This window comes from Halomarina ordinaria (assembly GCF_030553305.1).
Classification (GTDB): Archaea; Halobacteriota; Halobacteria; order Halobacteriales; family Haloarculaceae; genus Halomarina; species Halomarina ordinaria.
Genome location: NZ_JARRAH010000002.1, coordinates 86988 through 102595, shown reverse-complemented (window position 1 = coordinate 102595; position 15608 = coordinate 86988). Strand labels below are relative to the sequence as shown.

At 60.6% G+C, this 15608-nt stretch carries 13 protein-coding genes; 8 read left to right on the top strand and 5 right to left on the bottom strand.

The genetic code is table 11. The features are described from left to right. Nucleotides 1-9 precede the first annotated feature (9 nt). Together P1Y20_RS15370 and P1Y20_RS18790 are read left to right on the top strand one after the other, a co-directional pair. Nucleotides 10-786: an IclR family transcriptional regulator gene (locus P1Y20_RS15370; RefSeq protein ID WP_304449586.1), complete on the top strand. Its 777-nt coding sequence runs from the start codon at nucleotides 10-12 to the stop codon at nucleotides 784-786. A 1000-nt stretch (nucleotides 787-1786) separates the two neighbouring features. Then, nucleotides 1787-2587: an IclR family transcriptional regulator gene (locus P1Y20_RS18790; RefSeq protein WP_368662183.1), complete on the top strand. Its 801-nt coding sequence runs from the start codon at nucleotides 1787-1789 to the stop codon at nucleotides 2585-2587. A 10-nt stretch (nucleotides 2588-2597) separates the two neighbouring features. On the opposite strand, the gene P1Y20_RS18785 is transcribed toward P1Y20_RS18790, so the two are convergent. The 3 genes from P1Y20_RS18785 to P1Y20_RS15355 form a co-directional block, all read right to left on the bottom strand. Continuing rightward, nucleotides 2598-2765 carry a universal stress protein gene (locus P1Y20_RS18785; RefSeq protein WP_368662186.1) on the bottom strand — a complete coding sequence of 56 codons (168 nt, stop codon included), beginning with the start codon at nucleotides 2763-2765 and terminating at the stop codon, nucleotides 2598-2600. 269 nt (nucleotides 2766-3034) lie between these two features. Beyond that, nucleotides 3035-5134 (bottom strand): acetate--CoA ligase family protein, encoded by a 2100-nt coding sequence (locus tag P1Y20_RS15360; protein WP_304449584.1) that lies wholly within the window; start codon nucleotides 5132-5134, stop codon nucleotides 3035-3037. Between the two features lie 60 nt (nucleotides 5135-5194). Continuing rightward, nucleotides 5195-7309 (bottom strand): TRAP transporter permease, encoded by a 2115-nt coding sequence (locus tag P1Y20_RS15355; RefSeq protein WP_304449583.1) that lies wholly within the window; start codon nucleotides 7307-7309, stop codon nucleotides 5195-5197. Nucleotides 7310-7450: 141 nt separating this feature from the next. Between P1Y20_RS15355 and P1Y20_RS15350 the strand changes: the two genes are divergently transcribed. After that, nucleotides 7451-8605: an acyl-CoA dehydrogenase family protein gene (locus P1Y20_RS15350; RefSeq protein WP_304449582.1), complete on the top strand. Its 1155-nt coding sequence runs from the start codon at nucleotides 7451-7453 to the stop codon at nucleotides 8603-8605. A 58-nt stretch (nucleotides 8606-8663) separates the two neighbouring features. Here P1Y20_RS15350 and P1Y20_RS15345 read toward each other — a convergent pair whose 3' ends face one another. Both P1Y20_RS15345 and P1Y20_RS15340 read right to left on the bottom strand, forming a co-directional pair. Next, on the bottom strand, nucleotides 8664-9794 hold the full coding sequence (locus tag P1Y20_RS15345) for a TAXI family TRAP transporter solute-binding subunit (protein ID WP_304449581.1): 1131 nt from the start codon (nucleotides 9792-9794) through the stop codon (nucleotides 8664-8666). A 50-nt stretch (nucleotides 9795-9844) separates the two neighbouring features. After that, complete coding sequence (locus P1Y20_RS15340; protein ID WP_379737947.1) at nucleotides 9845-11149, bottom strand: nickel pincer cofactor-dependent isomerase, group 22; 1305 nt, start codon at nucleotides 11147-11149, stop codon at nucleotides 9845-9847. Nucleotides 11150-11257: 108 nt separating this feature from the next. Between P1Y20_RS15340 and P1Y20_RS15335 the strand changes: the two genes are divergently transcribed. The 5 genes from P1Y20_RS15335 to P1Y20_RS15315 all read left to right on the top strand — a co-directional run bounded on the left by P1Y20_RS15335 (nucleotide 11258) and on the right by P1Y20_RS15315 (nucleotide 15603). Further along, complete coding sequence (locus tag P1Y20_RS15335) at nucleotides 11258-12370, top strand: mandelate racemase/muconate lactonizing enzyme family protein (protein WP_304449579.1); 1113 nt, start codon at nucleotides 11258-11260, stop codon at nucleotides 12368-12370. Between the two features lie 109 nt (nucleotides 12371-12479). Then, nucleotides 12480-13697, top strand: a complete 1218-nt coding sequence (locus P1Y20_RS15330; protein WP_368662182.1) for a mandelate racemase/muconate lactonizing enzyme family protein — start codon at nucleotides 12480-12482, stop codon at nucleotides 13695-13697. Between the two features lie 51 nt (nucleotides 13698-13748). Further along, the gene (locus tag P1Y20_RS15325; RefSeq protein ID WP_304449577.1) at nucleotides 13749-14288 is read left to right on the top strand and encodes an FAS1-like dehydratase domain-containing protein; all 540 of its coding nucleotides are present in this window, start codon (nucleotides 13749-13751) and stop codon (nucleotides 14286-14288) included. Then, a complete protein-coding gene (locus P1Y20_RS15320; RefSeq protein ID WP_304449576.1) occupies nucleotides 14266-14739 on the top strand; it encodes a MaoC/PaaZ C-terminal domain-containing protein in 474 nt (157 codons plus the stop codon). The genes P1Y20_RS15325 and P1Y20_RS15320 overlap by 23 nt, the downstream gene beginning before the upstream one ends. Before the next feature lie 87 nt (nucleotides 14740-14826). Then, nucleotides 14827-15603 carry an enoyl-CoA hydratase/isomerase family protein gene (locus tag P1Y20_RS15315; protein ID WP_304449575.1) on the top strand — a complete coding sequence of 259 codons (777 nt, stop codon included), beginning with the start codon at nucleotides 14827-14829 and terminating at the stop codon, nucleotides 15601-15603. Nucleotides 15604-15608: the final 5 nt, after the last annotated feature.

Genomic DNA, 15608 nt, shown 5'->3' with positions numbered 1-15608 from the left:
AGTCCCCCAATGCCGAAAAAAACCGACTCATCGGCTGGCACAGTAAGTGCGGTCGAAACGACGTTCGCAATACTCGAACAGCTCTCTGAGATGGGTGGAGCCGGCGTTTCGGACCTTGCTACAGCACTTGGCCGTTCGAAAAGTAACGTCCACAAACACCTAACGACGCTCAGAGAGCTCGGGTACGTCACGAAAGGGGCAGACGACACGTACTACGTCGGACTACGGTTCCTCGGCCTCGGTGACCGAGCACGCGCACGGACGGGATTGTACGAGGTGGCAAAGGCCGAGGTAGACTCACTTATCGACTCCGTTGGCGAGCGTGGACAAGTGATGGTCGAAGAGGAGGGACGAGGAATCTATATCTACCAGGCGAAGACTGAGCAGGCGGTCCGGACCGACTCGTACATCGGTACGATGGTAGCGCTCCATGCTACTGCCGTCGGCAAGAGCTACCTCGCCTTCCTCGACGAAGACAAGCGCTCTGAATTGCTTGAAGCCATTGATCTAACTGACGACACTGAGTCGACGATCACCGACTACGAAACGCTGAAAACAGAACTAAAGACGATCCGTGACCGCGGGTTCGCGTTCAATGACGAGGAGCGGACCGTCGGGATGCGAGCCGTGGGTGCACCCATTCTCACCGACGAGGGGCGTGTCATCGGGGCGATCAGTATCTCGGGACCGACCACCCGTATCAATGGCGACTGGTACCGCGAAGAGATTCCGAAACTGGTCCAGCGCTCTGCGCGCGTCATCGGGCTCAAGGTAACGTATTCCTGAGACGCCCTCCCAGTGGACGTTGTGATCCACGAAGTGGCTTGCGTAGGTCCTCTCTATCTGCTGTGGGCCGTCAAAGGACCGAGATTTCTCATAAGTGTACGAACATCTGTTCGTATATATCGAATGATGCCGCTTCGAAATAATATTCCTATTTTTGTTAGACTTTGGTTCGTCGCCTTGCTCATTACTTGGAGTGTCGCCAATCGGAAGTGTTAGGCGTGATAAGTACAGGGTGAAGTAATCATCAAATACCTGTAGCGCTGCTCCGTCCGCAGATGATCATGGAATATCTCGTCAAGGTACTCTATGAGGGGTTTTTGTGTCTCAATCCCGTGACGGTATCAGTTATTTGTAGGGAACAGAACCCTTCGTCGTGAATCCACTCTGCGAGGGATACGCGTGACTCAGATGCCGTGGAACAGGGGATTGGGAATTTCTTGGCCTGTATCATATAAAATTTTAACCTTTGAAATAATTCGGTATTGTTCAACACCTGTACATATTTTCTCGATATAATTTTACGGAGAGAGGTGTAGGATTGATTATTCACTATAGATAGACTGTCCTGCAGTGTAACTGAATACGGTGGCTAAACTTTATATAACAACTGTAGTTTTGTTATATAGTGGTGGAGGTGTTTCGATTTTGAGGGAACGTTAGGTGTGGTGCCAGAGGCGCGACGGAGATTGACGTATAAATTCCGTCATATGGAAATCAATGTCCGCCTATACAAATTCAGCTCCAACTGAAACGCGTTGGTCGAGCGTATTTCTATCTTCCGCTGTTACATATTCATTATTGTAGTCAGTCTTCGGCTACTCAGACGCACTATTTCGCTCCAGTTCTGTGTGATGGAAGCCAATACGATAGACGAAGTTTTGTCTTATGGATTCTACCCATGTCGAGTGGCATCAGACACCTATAGGAGATGTAATTGAGGGGATTCGTCACGATTCCACTGAGTAGAAAACACTATGGTAGATGAGTGGTACGCTCACATATGCCAGAACCAAACACTAGGGCGGGGATTCAGACAACTGCGACGAGTTTCGAGATTATCCATGTTCTGCAAGAGAACGGGCCCTGTCGCCTCTCCACCATTGCTTCCGAACTCGACATGCCAGAGAGTACGGCTCACCGCCATTTGGACACGCTCCACTCGCTCCGCTATGTCTCTCGCTGTGGGCAGAAATACCAGATTGGGCTCCGGTTTGCCCGCCTCGGCGAGGTCGCTCGAACCCGTGACCCTGCCTTTCGCCAGGCGAAAGACTACGTTCGCGAAGTGGCCGAGGAGACCGGTGAGCGCGCCCAGTTCGTCGTCGAAGACCACGGGCTGGGCGTGTACCTTTACTTAGAAACGGGGCAAAAAGCCGTTCGCGCCGGTCTCGAAGTCGGACGACAGATCCGTCTTCATTGTTCGTCGGCGGGGAAGGCCATCCTCTCCGGCTACACGCGGTCACGTGTGGACGAGATTCTCGACCAGTGGGGCTTGCCGGAGCAGACGGAACACACCATTACGGATCGGGAAGCGTACCACGAGGAACTCGAGCGGGTTCGCGAGCGAGGGGTGGCGTTCAACCAAGAAGAGCACATCTACGGTCTCAACGCCGTCGGCGTCCCCGTTACGGGAGCGGACGGCGCCGTCCTGGGTGCGCTCTGTGTCTCCGCCCCGTCACACCGGATGAAGGGCGAACTGTTCCGGGAGACAGTCCCCGACCTGTTGCTCGGGTCGGCCAATGCGCTCGAACTGAAGCTCGCCTACAGCAATCAGGAGCAGACCGATAGCGTCGTGGTCGAGTAGTTCGATTCGTCTACTCACCAAGGCAGGCCGTAACTGGTCGGTCTGCATCCCGCAGCACTCGCCGGGTAGTACTTCCGAGGCGCGCCTTGGGGATGGGCCTCCGCTTTCGTCCACTCATCATGATGTTATCCGCTCCGACCTCGTCCACGACAGCGACGATACGCTCGACCGGATCCAGTGTTCACGGCGGGTCCTCATCTCGATACCGTTCGCCTGCGTTCACACTCGGTAGCAGTCGCCACAGTTCTAGAGTGGTTACCGGGATCGTACAGTTCCGCAGCGGCCACCCGGAATCCTGCCTCAGTTACCTCGAGCTCCTCGAAGACGTCGAGCAGCGTAACCCCGACCCAACAGCCCTTCGTCACAAGAGCCTCAACGGCCTCGACTCCTTGATCGGTCCGCTCGGCGGGGACGGCGAGCGGTATCAACACGTGTTACACTTCGGTCTCACCCTCCTCCGCCGGCGGCCTCAGGTTCGTAACCGGTCACGAGGGCGTCGACAGCAACAGTGCCGTCGGCGGTGACGACCAGCGGGTTGACGTCCGCTTCGGTTATCCACCGGTTGTCCAGGAACAGCTCCGAGACCCCGGTCACCGCATCTATGACCGACGAGCGCTGTTTGTCGGTGAACGACTCTACCGGTACCGTCGTCAATTCCTCGAGCATACGCTCGGCTTGCGCTGTCGAGACAGGGACGGTCCGGAAGGTGACGTCGTCAATAGTCTCTATCTCCGTCCCGCCACGCCCAAGCATAAGGACGGGGCCGAAGTCGTCATCTATCGTCAGTCCGAGGCCGAGTTCGTGTTCGAACTCGATCTGCCGTTGAATCGTGAGACCGACGTTTTCGTCGACCGTCCTCCCGATGTCGAGGAGTTCGGTGGCCGCCTCCCGAACCGCGTCAGCGTCTTCGACTCCGAGCCTGACGCCGCCGATTCTGTTCTTGTGGTCAACGGCAGCCGAGACGATCTTCACTACCACCGGATAGCCAATCGAACCAGCCGCTGTGACCGCTTCGTCGACACTCGTCACGTATCGCTCAGTTGGCGTCTCGATGCCGTAGTCGGCGAGCACCTCCTTCGCGTCGACCTCGGTCAGTTTCTTCGGACGGTCATAGTCGAGCGACGGAATGGAAACCCGAGCGGGGGAGTCCTTACTGGCGCGGAGTGCGGGTCGGGCCGCGACGAACGTCCCGACAGCGGCGGTAGACTCCAGACATCGAGCGGGGTTCTCGAAGACCGGAATGCCGGCCGCACGATATCTCTCGATGCCTCCCGTCTTCTCGACGCCGCCTGTCCAGCAGACCATCACGGGTTTCTCATACTCGCCTTTCACTCGACAAACCGTGTCTGCGAGTTTCGCCGCACGTTCGCCGCTGACGTTCGTGAGCTGGAACAGCAGCGTATCGACCCCGTCGTCCTCAAGGAGCGCTGTCAGACACTCCTCGAACGCGGCCGTCGAATTCAGGACTGCCGCCGTGGTGTCGACTGGGTTCGTCGCCGACCCATACTCCGGCAAGTGACGTCCGATGCGTTCTCGGGTTCGAGTAGCGAGGGTCGCGAGGTCGAGACCTAGGTCGTCCGCGCGGTCGGCGATGTAGACACCTGCGCCACCGGACGTCGAGATGACGCCGAGTCGACCACGGGGTAGCGACTCGACGCTGGTTTCCATCAGTAGTCTCGTGACCGCTACGAGGATGTCGATGTCGTCGACGGCGATGACGCCGTGCTCACGGAGCACGGCCTCGTAGACCGCCGATTCTCCTGCTATCTTCCCGGTGTGTGAGCTGGCGGCAGCACGCCCACGCTCCGACGTTCCGACCTTCAGGACGACGAACGGGAGGTCGATGCCCGCGTCGGTACGCTTGAGTTCGATGAGCTGTCGGGCGTCCTCGAACCCCTCAACGTAGCCGACGACGACGTCGGTCGTCTCGTCGTGCGCAAGTTGGTCGACGAACTCAAGTGCCCCGACGGCCGCCTCGTTCCCGGTCGCGATCCATTTGTTGAGGCCGATGCCCGCCTCTTGGAGGAGCGTCGTGAGCGCTCCGCCGAACGCCCCGCTCTGCGTGACGAAACTCACAGGACCGGTGAGAAGTTCGTCACGCTTGAGCGCCGGCGTGAAACAGGCGGTAACGTCCGTCACGAAATTTATCATACCTTGGCTATTCGGTCCGACGATGAACGCGTCGTGCTCGGCAGCCAGCCGTTCAAGCTCTTCTTCCCACGCTTTCCCCTGCGCTGTGCCGGTCTCGGAGAACCCCGAACTGACGATGACGACGTTTTCGACACCGATAGCGAGACAATCAGTGACTATGTCGACGACCAGCGAGGCGGGTAGCATCACCATCGCCAGATCCGGAGGCTCCGGAACGGTCTCTATTGACGGGTAACACTGCCTCCCGGCGATTTCATCGTGGTTCGGATTCACCGGGTAGACCGTCCCCGCGTATCCGTGCTTCTCCAGATAGTGAAGTGGCAATCCCGAAATTCGCGTCAGGTCGGACGACGCACCGACTATCGCGATACTGTCGGGATCGAAGTCGAATCCCATGGTATGTCTCTGCAACACATAATATCGTAAAACTATCGGAGTACGTGACGTAGATGTGATTTAGCTGCCGAGATCGGTGCTGGTAAATCGAGCGAGTAACACCGCGTAGATTCGCGTTTTCCAAGCAAAGACTGACAACAGGAGAAGTGCGGCGACGACTTGGACAGCTTCAGCATAGGCACCGGCGAACGCGTTGGCGAATAGAGCGACCAGTGCCACGATGACCATCCCGACCCGGACCGGCAGCAGGAGTGGCCCGTCGATGTAGTTGATGACGGCAACGGAAATAGCCGCCAGACCGAGGTAGAGGACAAAGAACGTGACGAGTGTCATCGGGAACTCCCAGTAGAGGAGCGTCGGGTTCACGAGGAAGACATACGGGAGGACGAACAGCGGGAGACCGAGCAGGACCGCCTTGTAGCAGACCTGCCAGAAGTTCGCGTTCGCGATCCGTGTCGTGACAATGCAGGCGATGGCGACGGGTGGCGTGAGTGCCGAGAGAATGGCGAAGTAGAACACGAAAAAGTGGGCGGTCTCGAGAGGAACGCCCACGTTGACCAGCGCAGGGGCGATGAGCAGGACAGCGACGATGTACGCCGCCACTGTCGGCATTCCCAGTCCGAAGAGGATTGCAGCGAACATCGCGAAAATCGCGAGTAAAATCAGAACCCCACCGGCGAGGTCAACAAGTGTCGATGCGAACACCTGCGTGAATCCGGTCAGGTTGAGGATGCCAACAAAGAGGCCCATTACCGCTAGTGCCATCGTGATCGGCGCCGTGTTCTCGATACCGATGCGACACGCGTCCAGCGTGTCGGCGACGAACCCGGTGACCGTCGTCTTGAGTTCCTCATCGCTCAGGACGAGGCGTTGGACGAATGCCACGGGAACCGTCGAGATTGTCGCGTAGAACCCCGCGAGGAGGGCGCCATATCGGAGCCAGACGAGCGTGTAGATGAGCACCCCGACTGGCACCCACAGGAACGAGCTCTTGACGAGTTGTTTCCAGAGCGGGAGCGACCCCTCGGGGTCGAGCTGGGCGGCGAGTTCCTCATCCGTGGTCCCGATCGCGATATCGTTGACGTCCGTCGGGTCCTCGGGCGTTCGCGTGTCGATGAGGACCGATGTCCCCGACTTCGTCTCCGCGTCGGAGACCAGATCCGTCTTCCCGGCACCTTCTTTCAGCGTGATGAGATGGACCGCGACGACAATCGTCCCGTAGAAAAGCAACGCCGGAAGCAGTCCTATCTGAACGATGCCGAGGTAACCCGTCCCGGTGATCTCGGCCATGATGAACGCAGCCGCCCCCATAATCGGTGGCATCACCTGTCCCCCCGAAGAGGCCACCGACTCGATGGCAGCAGCGGTTTCAGAGCGGATTCCTTCGCGTTTCATCAGCGGAATCGTGAACGCCCCGGTCGTCGCAGAGTTGGCCGCCGCGCTCCCATTGACCGATGCCATTCCGAGACTGGCGATAACCGCAGTCTGGGTGACACCCGACCGAATGTTCCGACCAGCGCGTGCCCCGAGGTCGATGAAGTAGCTGAGCGCTCCGTAGGCCTCCAGAAACCCAGCGAAGATGATGAAAATCACGATGTACGTCGACCCGACCCGGAGGATCTGTCCGTAAATACCGGCGAGTTCGACGGTATTCGCCGTGATGAGTCGCTCGAAAGAGACCCCCTGATGCTGGAGGATTCCGGGGAAGAATTGCCCATAGAGGGCGTACACCAGCCCAAAAATCGCGATTCCCGTGAGCACCCACCCGAACGTTCGCCTCGAGAGGTCGAGTACCAGAAGTATCAGAACCCCGCCGACGAGGATGTCGGTGTCGGTATAGATGCCCAGACTCTCGAACGCGAGTCGCTGGTAGTTCGACCAGAGGTAGTACGTGAGGCCGATGGACACCAGAAACTCAACGGGGATGACCACCGCGTTGTCGATTTTCGCCAGCAGGTTGTCGGCCTCGCGAAAGTCGGGGTCGAACACGAGGATACTCGTTAGTGTGGCAAGCAACCCCAGGTGGATGACCATGTGGAGGCCGATCGAGAACGGGTACGACCTAGCGTACCAGAGGTGGTACGCCGTCGCGACGACCCCGATGACGAGCAACAGCAGGTACTTTATCCGCAGTAGTGGCTTCCCCCGAAGAGGACGTGTAAGTAACTCACTCATGGGCTATGATATCACGATGTAGCTACAACATATATACCTTCAGGAATAGTATCTGACAATTCGATATTCGTTGTGAGTCTCACAGAAGTATAACTCTCGGGATTCCGTCGGGGAAATGATTTATTAGGGTAATTCGCCTCGATGGAGGTGATGTCAACGTTATCGGCCGAACAGCGACAGTACGTCGAATCGGTACAGGACGTCGTCGAGGCGGAGATGCGAGGGCGTGCGTTCTCGTGGAACGGCGAGACTCCGTGGGCGAACCTTCGAGCACTCGCCGAGGCGGACTTGCTGTGTGCGAACTTCGCGCCGGAGTACGGCGGCCAGGGCTACGGCGAGTTCGAGGCCATGTTGGCGGTGGAAGCCGTCGGGCGGGTCTGCCCGGACACTGCTTGGTTCGTTTACACCCAACAGATGGTCGGTCCCCGCGCCATCGAGATGTTCGGAAGCGAGGTTGCGAAGGAGACGTACCTCCCACAGATCGCCGAAGGTCGAAGCCACATCGCCATCGCCATCTCCGAACCCGACGCAGGGTCAGACGTCGGATCGATGAAAACGACCGTCTCCGAGTCCGACGACGGAACGTTAGTCCTGAACGGCGAGAAGATATGGGTCGGGGGAGTCCCGTCGTCGGACGCTGCGGTCGTCTGGGCGAAGTTCCCCGAGGGCCTCGGGTCGCTCGTCCTCGACTTCGACGCGCCGGGGGTCGATATCGAGAAACATTACCGAAACATGGTCAACTACACGCAGACACACTTCACCATCGACGATGTCGAGATTCCGGAGGAGAATGTCCTCACTCGAGGTCGTGAAGGGTTTAAACAACAATTGAAGGCGCTCAACTGGGAGCGCCTGGGTAGCGCTGTCGTCGCGAACTCGTGGGCGACCTGTGCACTCGACCACGCTCTCGACTACGCCGCCGAGCGCGAGCAGTTCGGTCAGCCTATCGCCGACTTTCAGGGTATGGAGTGGAAGTTCGCCGATATGCTCACCGAAATCGAGGTCTCGACGGCTATCGCCTATCGAGAGGGAGTGCGGGCAGCTAACGCCGGTACACCCCCGGACCGCCTGGCGACTTCGATGGCGAAACTCTACTCCTCGCAGATGGTCGAGCGCGTCGCGAGCGAAGCTGTACAAACAGTCGGGGCGCGTGCCTACCAGAAGGGCCATCCACTCGAGTATCTCTTTCGCCTAGTACGCGGTCGACGGATCGCTGCGGGTACCGACGAGATACAAAAGAACACTATTGCTCGGACGCTGAAAGAAAAGGGGATTCCGTCGATACTCGACCGATAGACTACTTCCGCGCGGTCTCTTTCTCAGATAATAAGCCGCGAGGCCACCGGACGGTGGTTCAGCTCTCGTAGTCGTCGAGCGAGACGAGGTCGTCGGTCCAGAGGTCGTTTTCCTTGTAATATCGCTCCGCCCCCGGGTGAATCGGGCCGTTCTCGCTCTTCAGCAGCCACTCCAGGGCAAACTCGGGACTGAGTTTCTCGAGGTACTCCGCGTACTCGTTGACCTCGGAGGAGTTGTCGAGGATGGTCTTCGTGAACTCGTAGACCGCTTCCTCGTCGGTGTCAGCAGGGAATCCGACGAGATACCCGGTGACGAGTGCCGTTGCGGGCTTGGAGACCTCTTGGTTCCACACATCGGGTGATATCTCGCCGTACGCGACCGGGAGACTGCTGTTCTGGAGTTCCTCCTCGGAGAAGGTGAAGTTGACCGGCTCGATGTCGACCGTCGAGTCGAGTTCTTGGACCCAGCCCAGTTTGCTCGTGAGGTTCGCGGTATATGGCATGATAATGTCGACGCGCCCCTCACGTAGCGCTTCGGCCTGGTCCGCGACAGCGATGTCGCGGAGGTCCGTGAAGTGCTCTGTGGGGTTATCGATTCCCGAGAGCTGCATCGCCTCGACAGCAACCTCGAAGTTCGTCCCTTGGCGTTGTCCCCACGACATCGGCGTATCAGGGGGGATATCGTCGACCGTCTCGACGTCGTCGAGTCCAGCCTCCTCGCGCTTCATCAGGTGGAAGTCGAGCGTGAGGTACGAGAACGTCTGTGTGATAGTGGCCTCGACGTCCTCGAAGGGAGCAACCCCCCGGTTTGCCCGGTCGACGAGGACTGTAGTGATGGTACCCGCCTCGTTTTCTCCTTGAGCCATGAGCGCCAGACTGGCACCGGTCCCACCGCTCGTCTGGGCGCTCATCTCTATCATATCGCTGTGTTCGTTGACAACCTCCGAAAACGCAACGCCGGAAGTGTGAGCCGTCGTACCGTCGCTGCTCGTCCCGATAACCCAGTTATACTGTCCGCTTCCGCCACCGCCACTATCGTTCCCGTTGCCGCTACCGTTGCCATCACCATCGCTCCTGTTTCCACCGTTCGACCCGCCGAGACACCCCGCGACTCCTGCGATACCGCCGACGCCGAGCGTTCGTAGTACTGTCCGTCGATCCACTGTCCTACCGCTGGCTCTGTCAGCCATGACATACCATATCATTACCTTGTATATATGCCTTTTCAGGCGATGCCGAGTTACTCGGCACGCCTATCGAACTGGACTTCGCCGTTCACGAAGGTCGGATTGACGACGGATTCCACCTCGATTCGGTCGGCGAGTTCGTCGACGAGCGCCGGCGAGAGCCGGAGCCGTGATAGCTCCGAGGTATTCTCTATCCAGACGACCCGGGCCGTCTCGTCGTCGACCGTTCCGAGCGCCCCCAACGCCGCTGCGATGGCCGACTCGTCGTCCGGTAACACCAGCGGGAGGTGTACCTTGGCGAGCGACCCGCTCGTCAGTGCGTTGGTGTACGTCTTCGTGATGTCGATATCGTCGACCACGCTCCGCCGCGTCAAGTCGGCTAGACCGATACCCATTCCGTTGTGCTTCGTCGCTCGCGAGAGTCCTCGAACGTAGATGAGTTTCACGTCGGGGAGAGTGGGGTCTTCGGTGTTGAGAACGCGGTATCGGCCGACGACGTTCGTGTCCATCCCAGACCCTGAGATATCCTTGCCGATTTCATCGATGACCAGCAGATCGATTCGGTCCGTCGGGAGGGTCGCCATCAGCGATCGGGCTCGTTCGAGCAGCGGTTTCTCGGCGTCAGGGAGCGCCGCGGCGGGGATGCCCTCGACGACAGCGATTTCCTCGTAGAAGTCCTCGACGACGGCGACGCCACCGAGCAATGGGAGAGCGGTCCGAACGGCGCTGAAGGCGGTCCGGAGGGTCTCAACGTAACCGACAGACAGCGCGGTCTCGTGGAAGGCGTTTGCTCCGCGCTGTTTTCCGAGACCGACGACAGACATCTTACACAAACCGCTCTCGATGTCTCCGGTGTAGTTCGTGTGGGGCTTGACGCGGTTGACGACGACGCATCCGTCGGCTTCACGAGCGGCCGTCGAGACGTGGACGGGTATCTCGACGCCGTTGACGGTCACCACTCCGACGCGCTCGGTGTCCATACGCGCGTCGATGGGACACCCCATCGCGGGTTCCGTGATTCCGAGCGCCCCGAGTACCTCGCGCTGACCGGCCGCGGTCGCCCCTCCGTGACTCCCCATCGCCGGTACGATGGTCGGGTTCAGGTCGCGCTCTTGGAGTTCCTCCACGATGGCGCTCACGATAGCGGGAAGCGATGCAATTCCGCGACTTCCGACCCCCACCGCGACGTGATCACCCGCCGACAGCGTCCTGAGTGGGAGATCGCCGACGGCCGCGGTGGCCGCTCCGGCGACGTCCTCGAGCGCCTCGGACGGCGGCCGATACCTGACGTCAGCCATCGGTGGGAGTGTGCGCTCCGGTAGCAGCTCGTCGACCGCCTCGCGGGTCGGAAAGTCCATAGGCACGGTGACAGACCGTCGCACATATCTCTTGTCGCCTCTCTTTGCGACCCGTCCGATACCTGCCGACGTGGAAAACTATTTCACAATGTGATGTGCCTACATGCCATGGAGATCGAATCGGTAGAGTCCTTTCCGGTGACGCTTCCGCTCGCAGAACCGGTCTCCTTTTCGAATCGGACGATAGAGTACCGCGACCACGCGATAACGTACGTCAGGGCGGTCGACGGCACCGAGGGTGTCGGCTACTCGCTCGGCTACGAGGGGGCGGACCTCGTCTCTCGCGCGGTCGAATCCCTGTTGAGACCGATGCTCGTCGGCGAGGACCCCCGCGACACCGAGCGACTGTGGCGCGAGATGTTCGACGGAACGGTCCAGATCGGCCGCGCGGGACTCCTGCTACGCGCCATCTCCACCGTCGACATCGCGCTCTGGGACCTCAAGGCGAAGGCTGTCGGTCAACCGCTCTGGAAACTCCTCGGCGGATACGCGGATCGCGTCCCGTCGTATGCCAGCGGAGGGTACTACCGCGACGAGAAATGTCACGGGGCACTCCGTGACGAGGTCGCCCGCTACGTCGAGCAGGGTCACGACGTCGTGAAGATGAAGGTCGGCCGGCTGTCGGTAGCCGACGAGGTCGAACGCGTCGCGGCGGTCCGCGACGAGATCGGCCACGACCGGACGCTCCTGCTCGACGCGAACGGTGCGTGGTCCACCGCGACGGAGGCCATCCGCGCCTGCAGGGCTTTCGACCCCTACGACCCCTACTTCATCGAGGAACCGGTGATGATAGACAAGGTCGACCTGATGGCGGCCGTCAACGGGGCTATCGACTACCCGGTCGCGACAGGCGAACTGGAGGGCCCGCGGTACCGGTTCACACAGCTCTACGACCGGGGGGCGGCGGAGATACTCCAGCCCGACGCGACGGTCTGCGGTGGCATCACCGAGTGGCTCAAGATAGCTCACCATGCCGCCGCGTACGACGTACCGATCGCCCCGCACTACAACTGGAACCTCCACGCTTCACTCGTCGCGGCAGTCGAGAACGGTCTCTGGGTCGAGTACTTCTATCGGGACATGGAGGTGAAACTGTTCGACGACCTCGTGGCGAACCCGCTGACGCCGGACGACGAGGGGTTCCTCTCCGTTCCCGACCGACCGGGACACGGTGTCGAACTCGACGAACGCGCCGTCGAGCGCTTCCGTGGGGCGCCGTGATGCGTGCGGACTCGTGGGCGGCCGGGCCGTTCGGGGTTCGTCCGTTCGCCCCCGTATGCGACGCGAACCGACGTATCGTGCGATCGACCGACGACGAAGACGATTACCAATGAAAGACTTCTCCAACCAGACGGCGAACCGAACGGCAGACCGAGACGTAGCGATCACGAACATCCGGTGTTGCGTGGTCGAGGGGAATTTCGAATGGAACCTCATCGAAGTCGAGACCGATGCCGGCGTGACCGGTATCGGCGAGTCCTACCGCGGCGGGGGGACCCCCGAGATTATCGAGTACACGAACCGCTTCCTCGTCGGCGAGAACCCCCTCGATGTCCAGCGGCTCTTTCGGCGCATCCTCCAGGAGATGTCCGGGCACGGCGGGACGACCGGTAAGGTCGTCACAGCAGCCTCGGGTATCGAGATAGCGCTCTGGGACGCTGCGGGGAAAATCCTCGATTTGCCAGTGTACCAACTGCTCGGCGGGAAGTACCGCGACCGGGTACGGATGTACTGTGACTGTCACGCCGGTGAGGCGTACGCCGTCGAGGACGGTTACACGAGTTACGCCGACTCCGCGGCGTACAGTCCCGAAGCGTACGCCGCGGAAGCAGCGCGGGTACGAGACCTCGGGTACACGGCACTGAAGTTCGACCTGGATTTCGCGATGGACAACGATCCTGACCCGTTCAACGGTCGGCTGAGCAATGCTGCGATAGAACGCAAGCGCGAGATCGTTGCCGCCGTTCGTGACGAACTCGGTCCCGAGGTGGACCTCGCCTTCGACTGCCACTGGGACTACACCGTCGAGAGCGCGAAGCGCTTGGCGTACGAACTGGAGGAGTTCAAGCTGATGTGGCTCGAGGACCTCATTCCACCGGAGAACATGGACGCTCAAAAGGAGGTGACGCAGGCGACGCGCACCCCCGTCGCGACGGGCGAGAACCGCTTTCGCGTCCACGAACTCTCGGAGTTGCTCTACGAGCATGGCATCGACGTAGCGACGCCGGATCCGACGACGGTTGGCGGTCTGGGCGAGACGGTTCGTATCGCAGATCGCGCAGAGGAGAACTACATTCCCGTCTCCCCCCACAACGTCTGTAGCCCGGTCGGAACGATGGCCTGTGTCCACCTCGGCGCAGCCATCCCGAACTTCGACGTGCTCGAATTCCACGCCCTCGAAGTCGACTGGTGGGACGACCTGGTGACGGAGGAGGACCCACTCATTCGGGGCGGCTACATCGAGGTTCCGGAAGGACCGGGGCTCGGCATCGAACTCGACGACGAGGTCGTCGAAGAACACCGACTGGAGGGGACGGAAGGGTTCTGAACCGGGGGCATAGCTATTTATCGCTCCTCTCCATCGGTAGCGCGTCGACCCATGCCGTCGTATCCACTAGCTGACCTGAAAGCGCGTATCGGCGAGACGAAGACGACCGTCGAGGACCTGACGGTGGAACCGGGGAAGGTTCAGGAGTTCGCGGCGGCGATTCACGATCCGAACCCACTCTACCGCGACCCCGACACCGCCCGCGATGCGGGGCTCGACCACGTTCCTGCCCCCCCGACGTTTCTCCGGACTTGGTACTTCCAGCGCTACCGACCAGAGGGCGTCGGCATCGACTTCGGGTTCGACCTCGGCCTCGACCCGCGTCACACGATTCACGGACAGCAGCGCTACGAGTACGACCAGCCGGTGTTCGTCGGCGACACGCTGTCCGGGAAGACGACGCTCGCGGACGTCTACCAGCGGATGGGGAGCCGCGGGGGAACGATGACGTTCGCTGTATTCGAGACAACGTTCACCGCCGCCGACGGGACGCGCGTCGCTCGGGTCGAGAACACGCGCATCGAAACAGAGGGAGCGATAACGGACGACCGAGACACGAACGACCAGAGTGCGGTGGGCCGGGATGACTGAGATCACCGGCGGGTCGACGCTCGACCCGGCGACCGTGGCGGTCGGCGATGGGGGCCCGACCGTCGAAGTCGAAGACCTGTCTCGCGAAGACTTCGTTCGCTACGCGGGGGCGAGCGGCGACTTCAACCCCGTACACTACGACGAACCGTTCGCCCGCGAGGCGGGCTACCCGAGCGTCTTCGCCCAGGGGATGTTCACCGCGGGTGTCGCCTCACGCTTCGTCGTCGACTGGGTCGGGGTCGGAGTGCTCACCTCGTTCTCGACGCGGTTCGCCGCCCAGGTGTGGCCGGGCGACAGCTTGACCGTCGACGGGTCGGTCGCAGCAGTGGATCGGAGCGATGACAGAACGACCGTCGACATAGAGTTCTCGGTCCGCTCGGACGGCGAGGGAGTGGTACTCACCGGAACCGCGACCTCGATCTATCCGACAGCAAAAAGCCCGATGGATTGAAGTAGGGCGCCACCGCATCACCTTGTGACGTGAGAGCATGACGATCATTACTGAAGCGATGACTGCGGCCGACGCGAGGAGCGAGCGATGACGGACGATGTCCTGTACGAAGTCGACGGCGGCATCGCGACCATCACGATGAATCGCCCGGACGTCCACAACGCGTTCACGAGAGACACGATATTCCATCTCAATGAAGCGATTCGCGACGCGCGGGAAGACGACGCCGTGTACGCCATCGTTCTAACGGGAGCGGGCGACGGGTTCTGCTCCGGCGCCGACGTGCGGAGCATGCCCGACTGGACACAGATGACGAAGGAAGACTACGCCGGTTACCTCTGGAGCGTCCAGAACGTCGTCCGACAGCTCCGCACGACCGCGAAGCCGACCGCGGCGGCCGTCGACGGTCCCGCAGTGGGCGCGGGCTGCGACTTCGCGCTCGCGACCGATGTCCGCTATCTCTCCCCGGACGCCCTTCTCCGCGAGGGCTTCGTCAGAATCGGCCTCATCCCCGGCGACGGCGGGGGGTGGTTGCTCCCCCGGCTCATCGGCGAGGCGAAGGCTCGTGAGTACCTCCTCACGGGGAAGGACATCACCCCGGAAGACGCCGTCGACTTGGGCCTGGCCGTTGAGGTGACAGACGACCCGCTCGGGGCGGCCCACGGGTTCGCAGAGGAGGTCCGTGACTTGCCTGCGACAGCCGTCCAGCACACGAAAGCGCTCATCGACTCCGAACAGAGCTACGAGGACTACTCCGAGCGGGCCATCGAGTACCAGTGGCTCTGCGTGAACGACGCCGAACATCACGAGGCTGTCGCGGCATTCAATGAGAAGCGAGCGCCCGACTTCGACCGTGAGTACTGAACCCG

Coding starts and splice junctions, on each gene's coding strand:
- P1Y20_RS15370 (WP_304449586.1), top strand. CDS start 10: ATGCCGAAAAAAACCGACTCATCGGCTGGCACAGTAAGTGCGGTCGAA.
- P1Y20_RS18790 (WP_368662183.1), top strand. CDS start 1,787: ATGCCAGAACCAAACACTAGGGCGGGGATTCAGACAACTGCGACGAGT.
- P1Y20_RS15360 (WP_304449584.1), bottom strand. CDS start 5,134: ATGGGATTCGACTTCGATCCCGACAGTATCGCGATAGTCGGTGCGTCG.
- P1Y20_RS15355 (WP_304449583.1), bottom strand. CDS start 7,309: ATGAGTGAGTTACTTACACGTCCTCTTCGGGGGAAGCCACTACTGCGG.
- P1Y20_RS15350 (WP_304449582.1), top strand. CDS start 7,451: ATGGAGGTGATGTCAACGTTATCGGCCGAACAGCGACAGTACGTCGAA.
- P1Y20_RS15345 (WP_304449581.1), bottom strand. CDS start 9,794: ATGGCTGACAGAGCCAGCGGTAGGACAGTGGATCGACGGACAGTACTA.
- P1Y20_RS15340 (WP_379737947.1), bottom strand. CDS start 11,149: ATGGACTTTCCGACCCGCGAGGCGGTCGACGAGCTGCTACCGGAGCGC.
- P1Y20_RS15335 (WP_304449579.1), top strand. CDS start 11,258: ATGGAGATCGAATCGGTAGAGTCCTTTCCGGTGACGCTTCCGCTCGCA.
- P1Y20_RS15330 (WP_368662182.1), top strand. CDS start 12,480: ATGAAAGACTTCTCCAACCAGACGGCGAACCGAACGGCAGACCGAGAC.
- P1Y20_RS15325 (WP_304449577.1), top strand. CDS start 13,749: ATGCCGTCGTATCCACTAGCTGACCTGAAAGCGCGTATCGGCGAGACG.
- P1Y20_RS15315 (WP_304449575.1), top strand. CDS start 14,827: ATGACGGACGATGTCCTGTACGAAGTCGACGGCGGCATCGCGACCATC.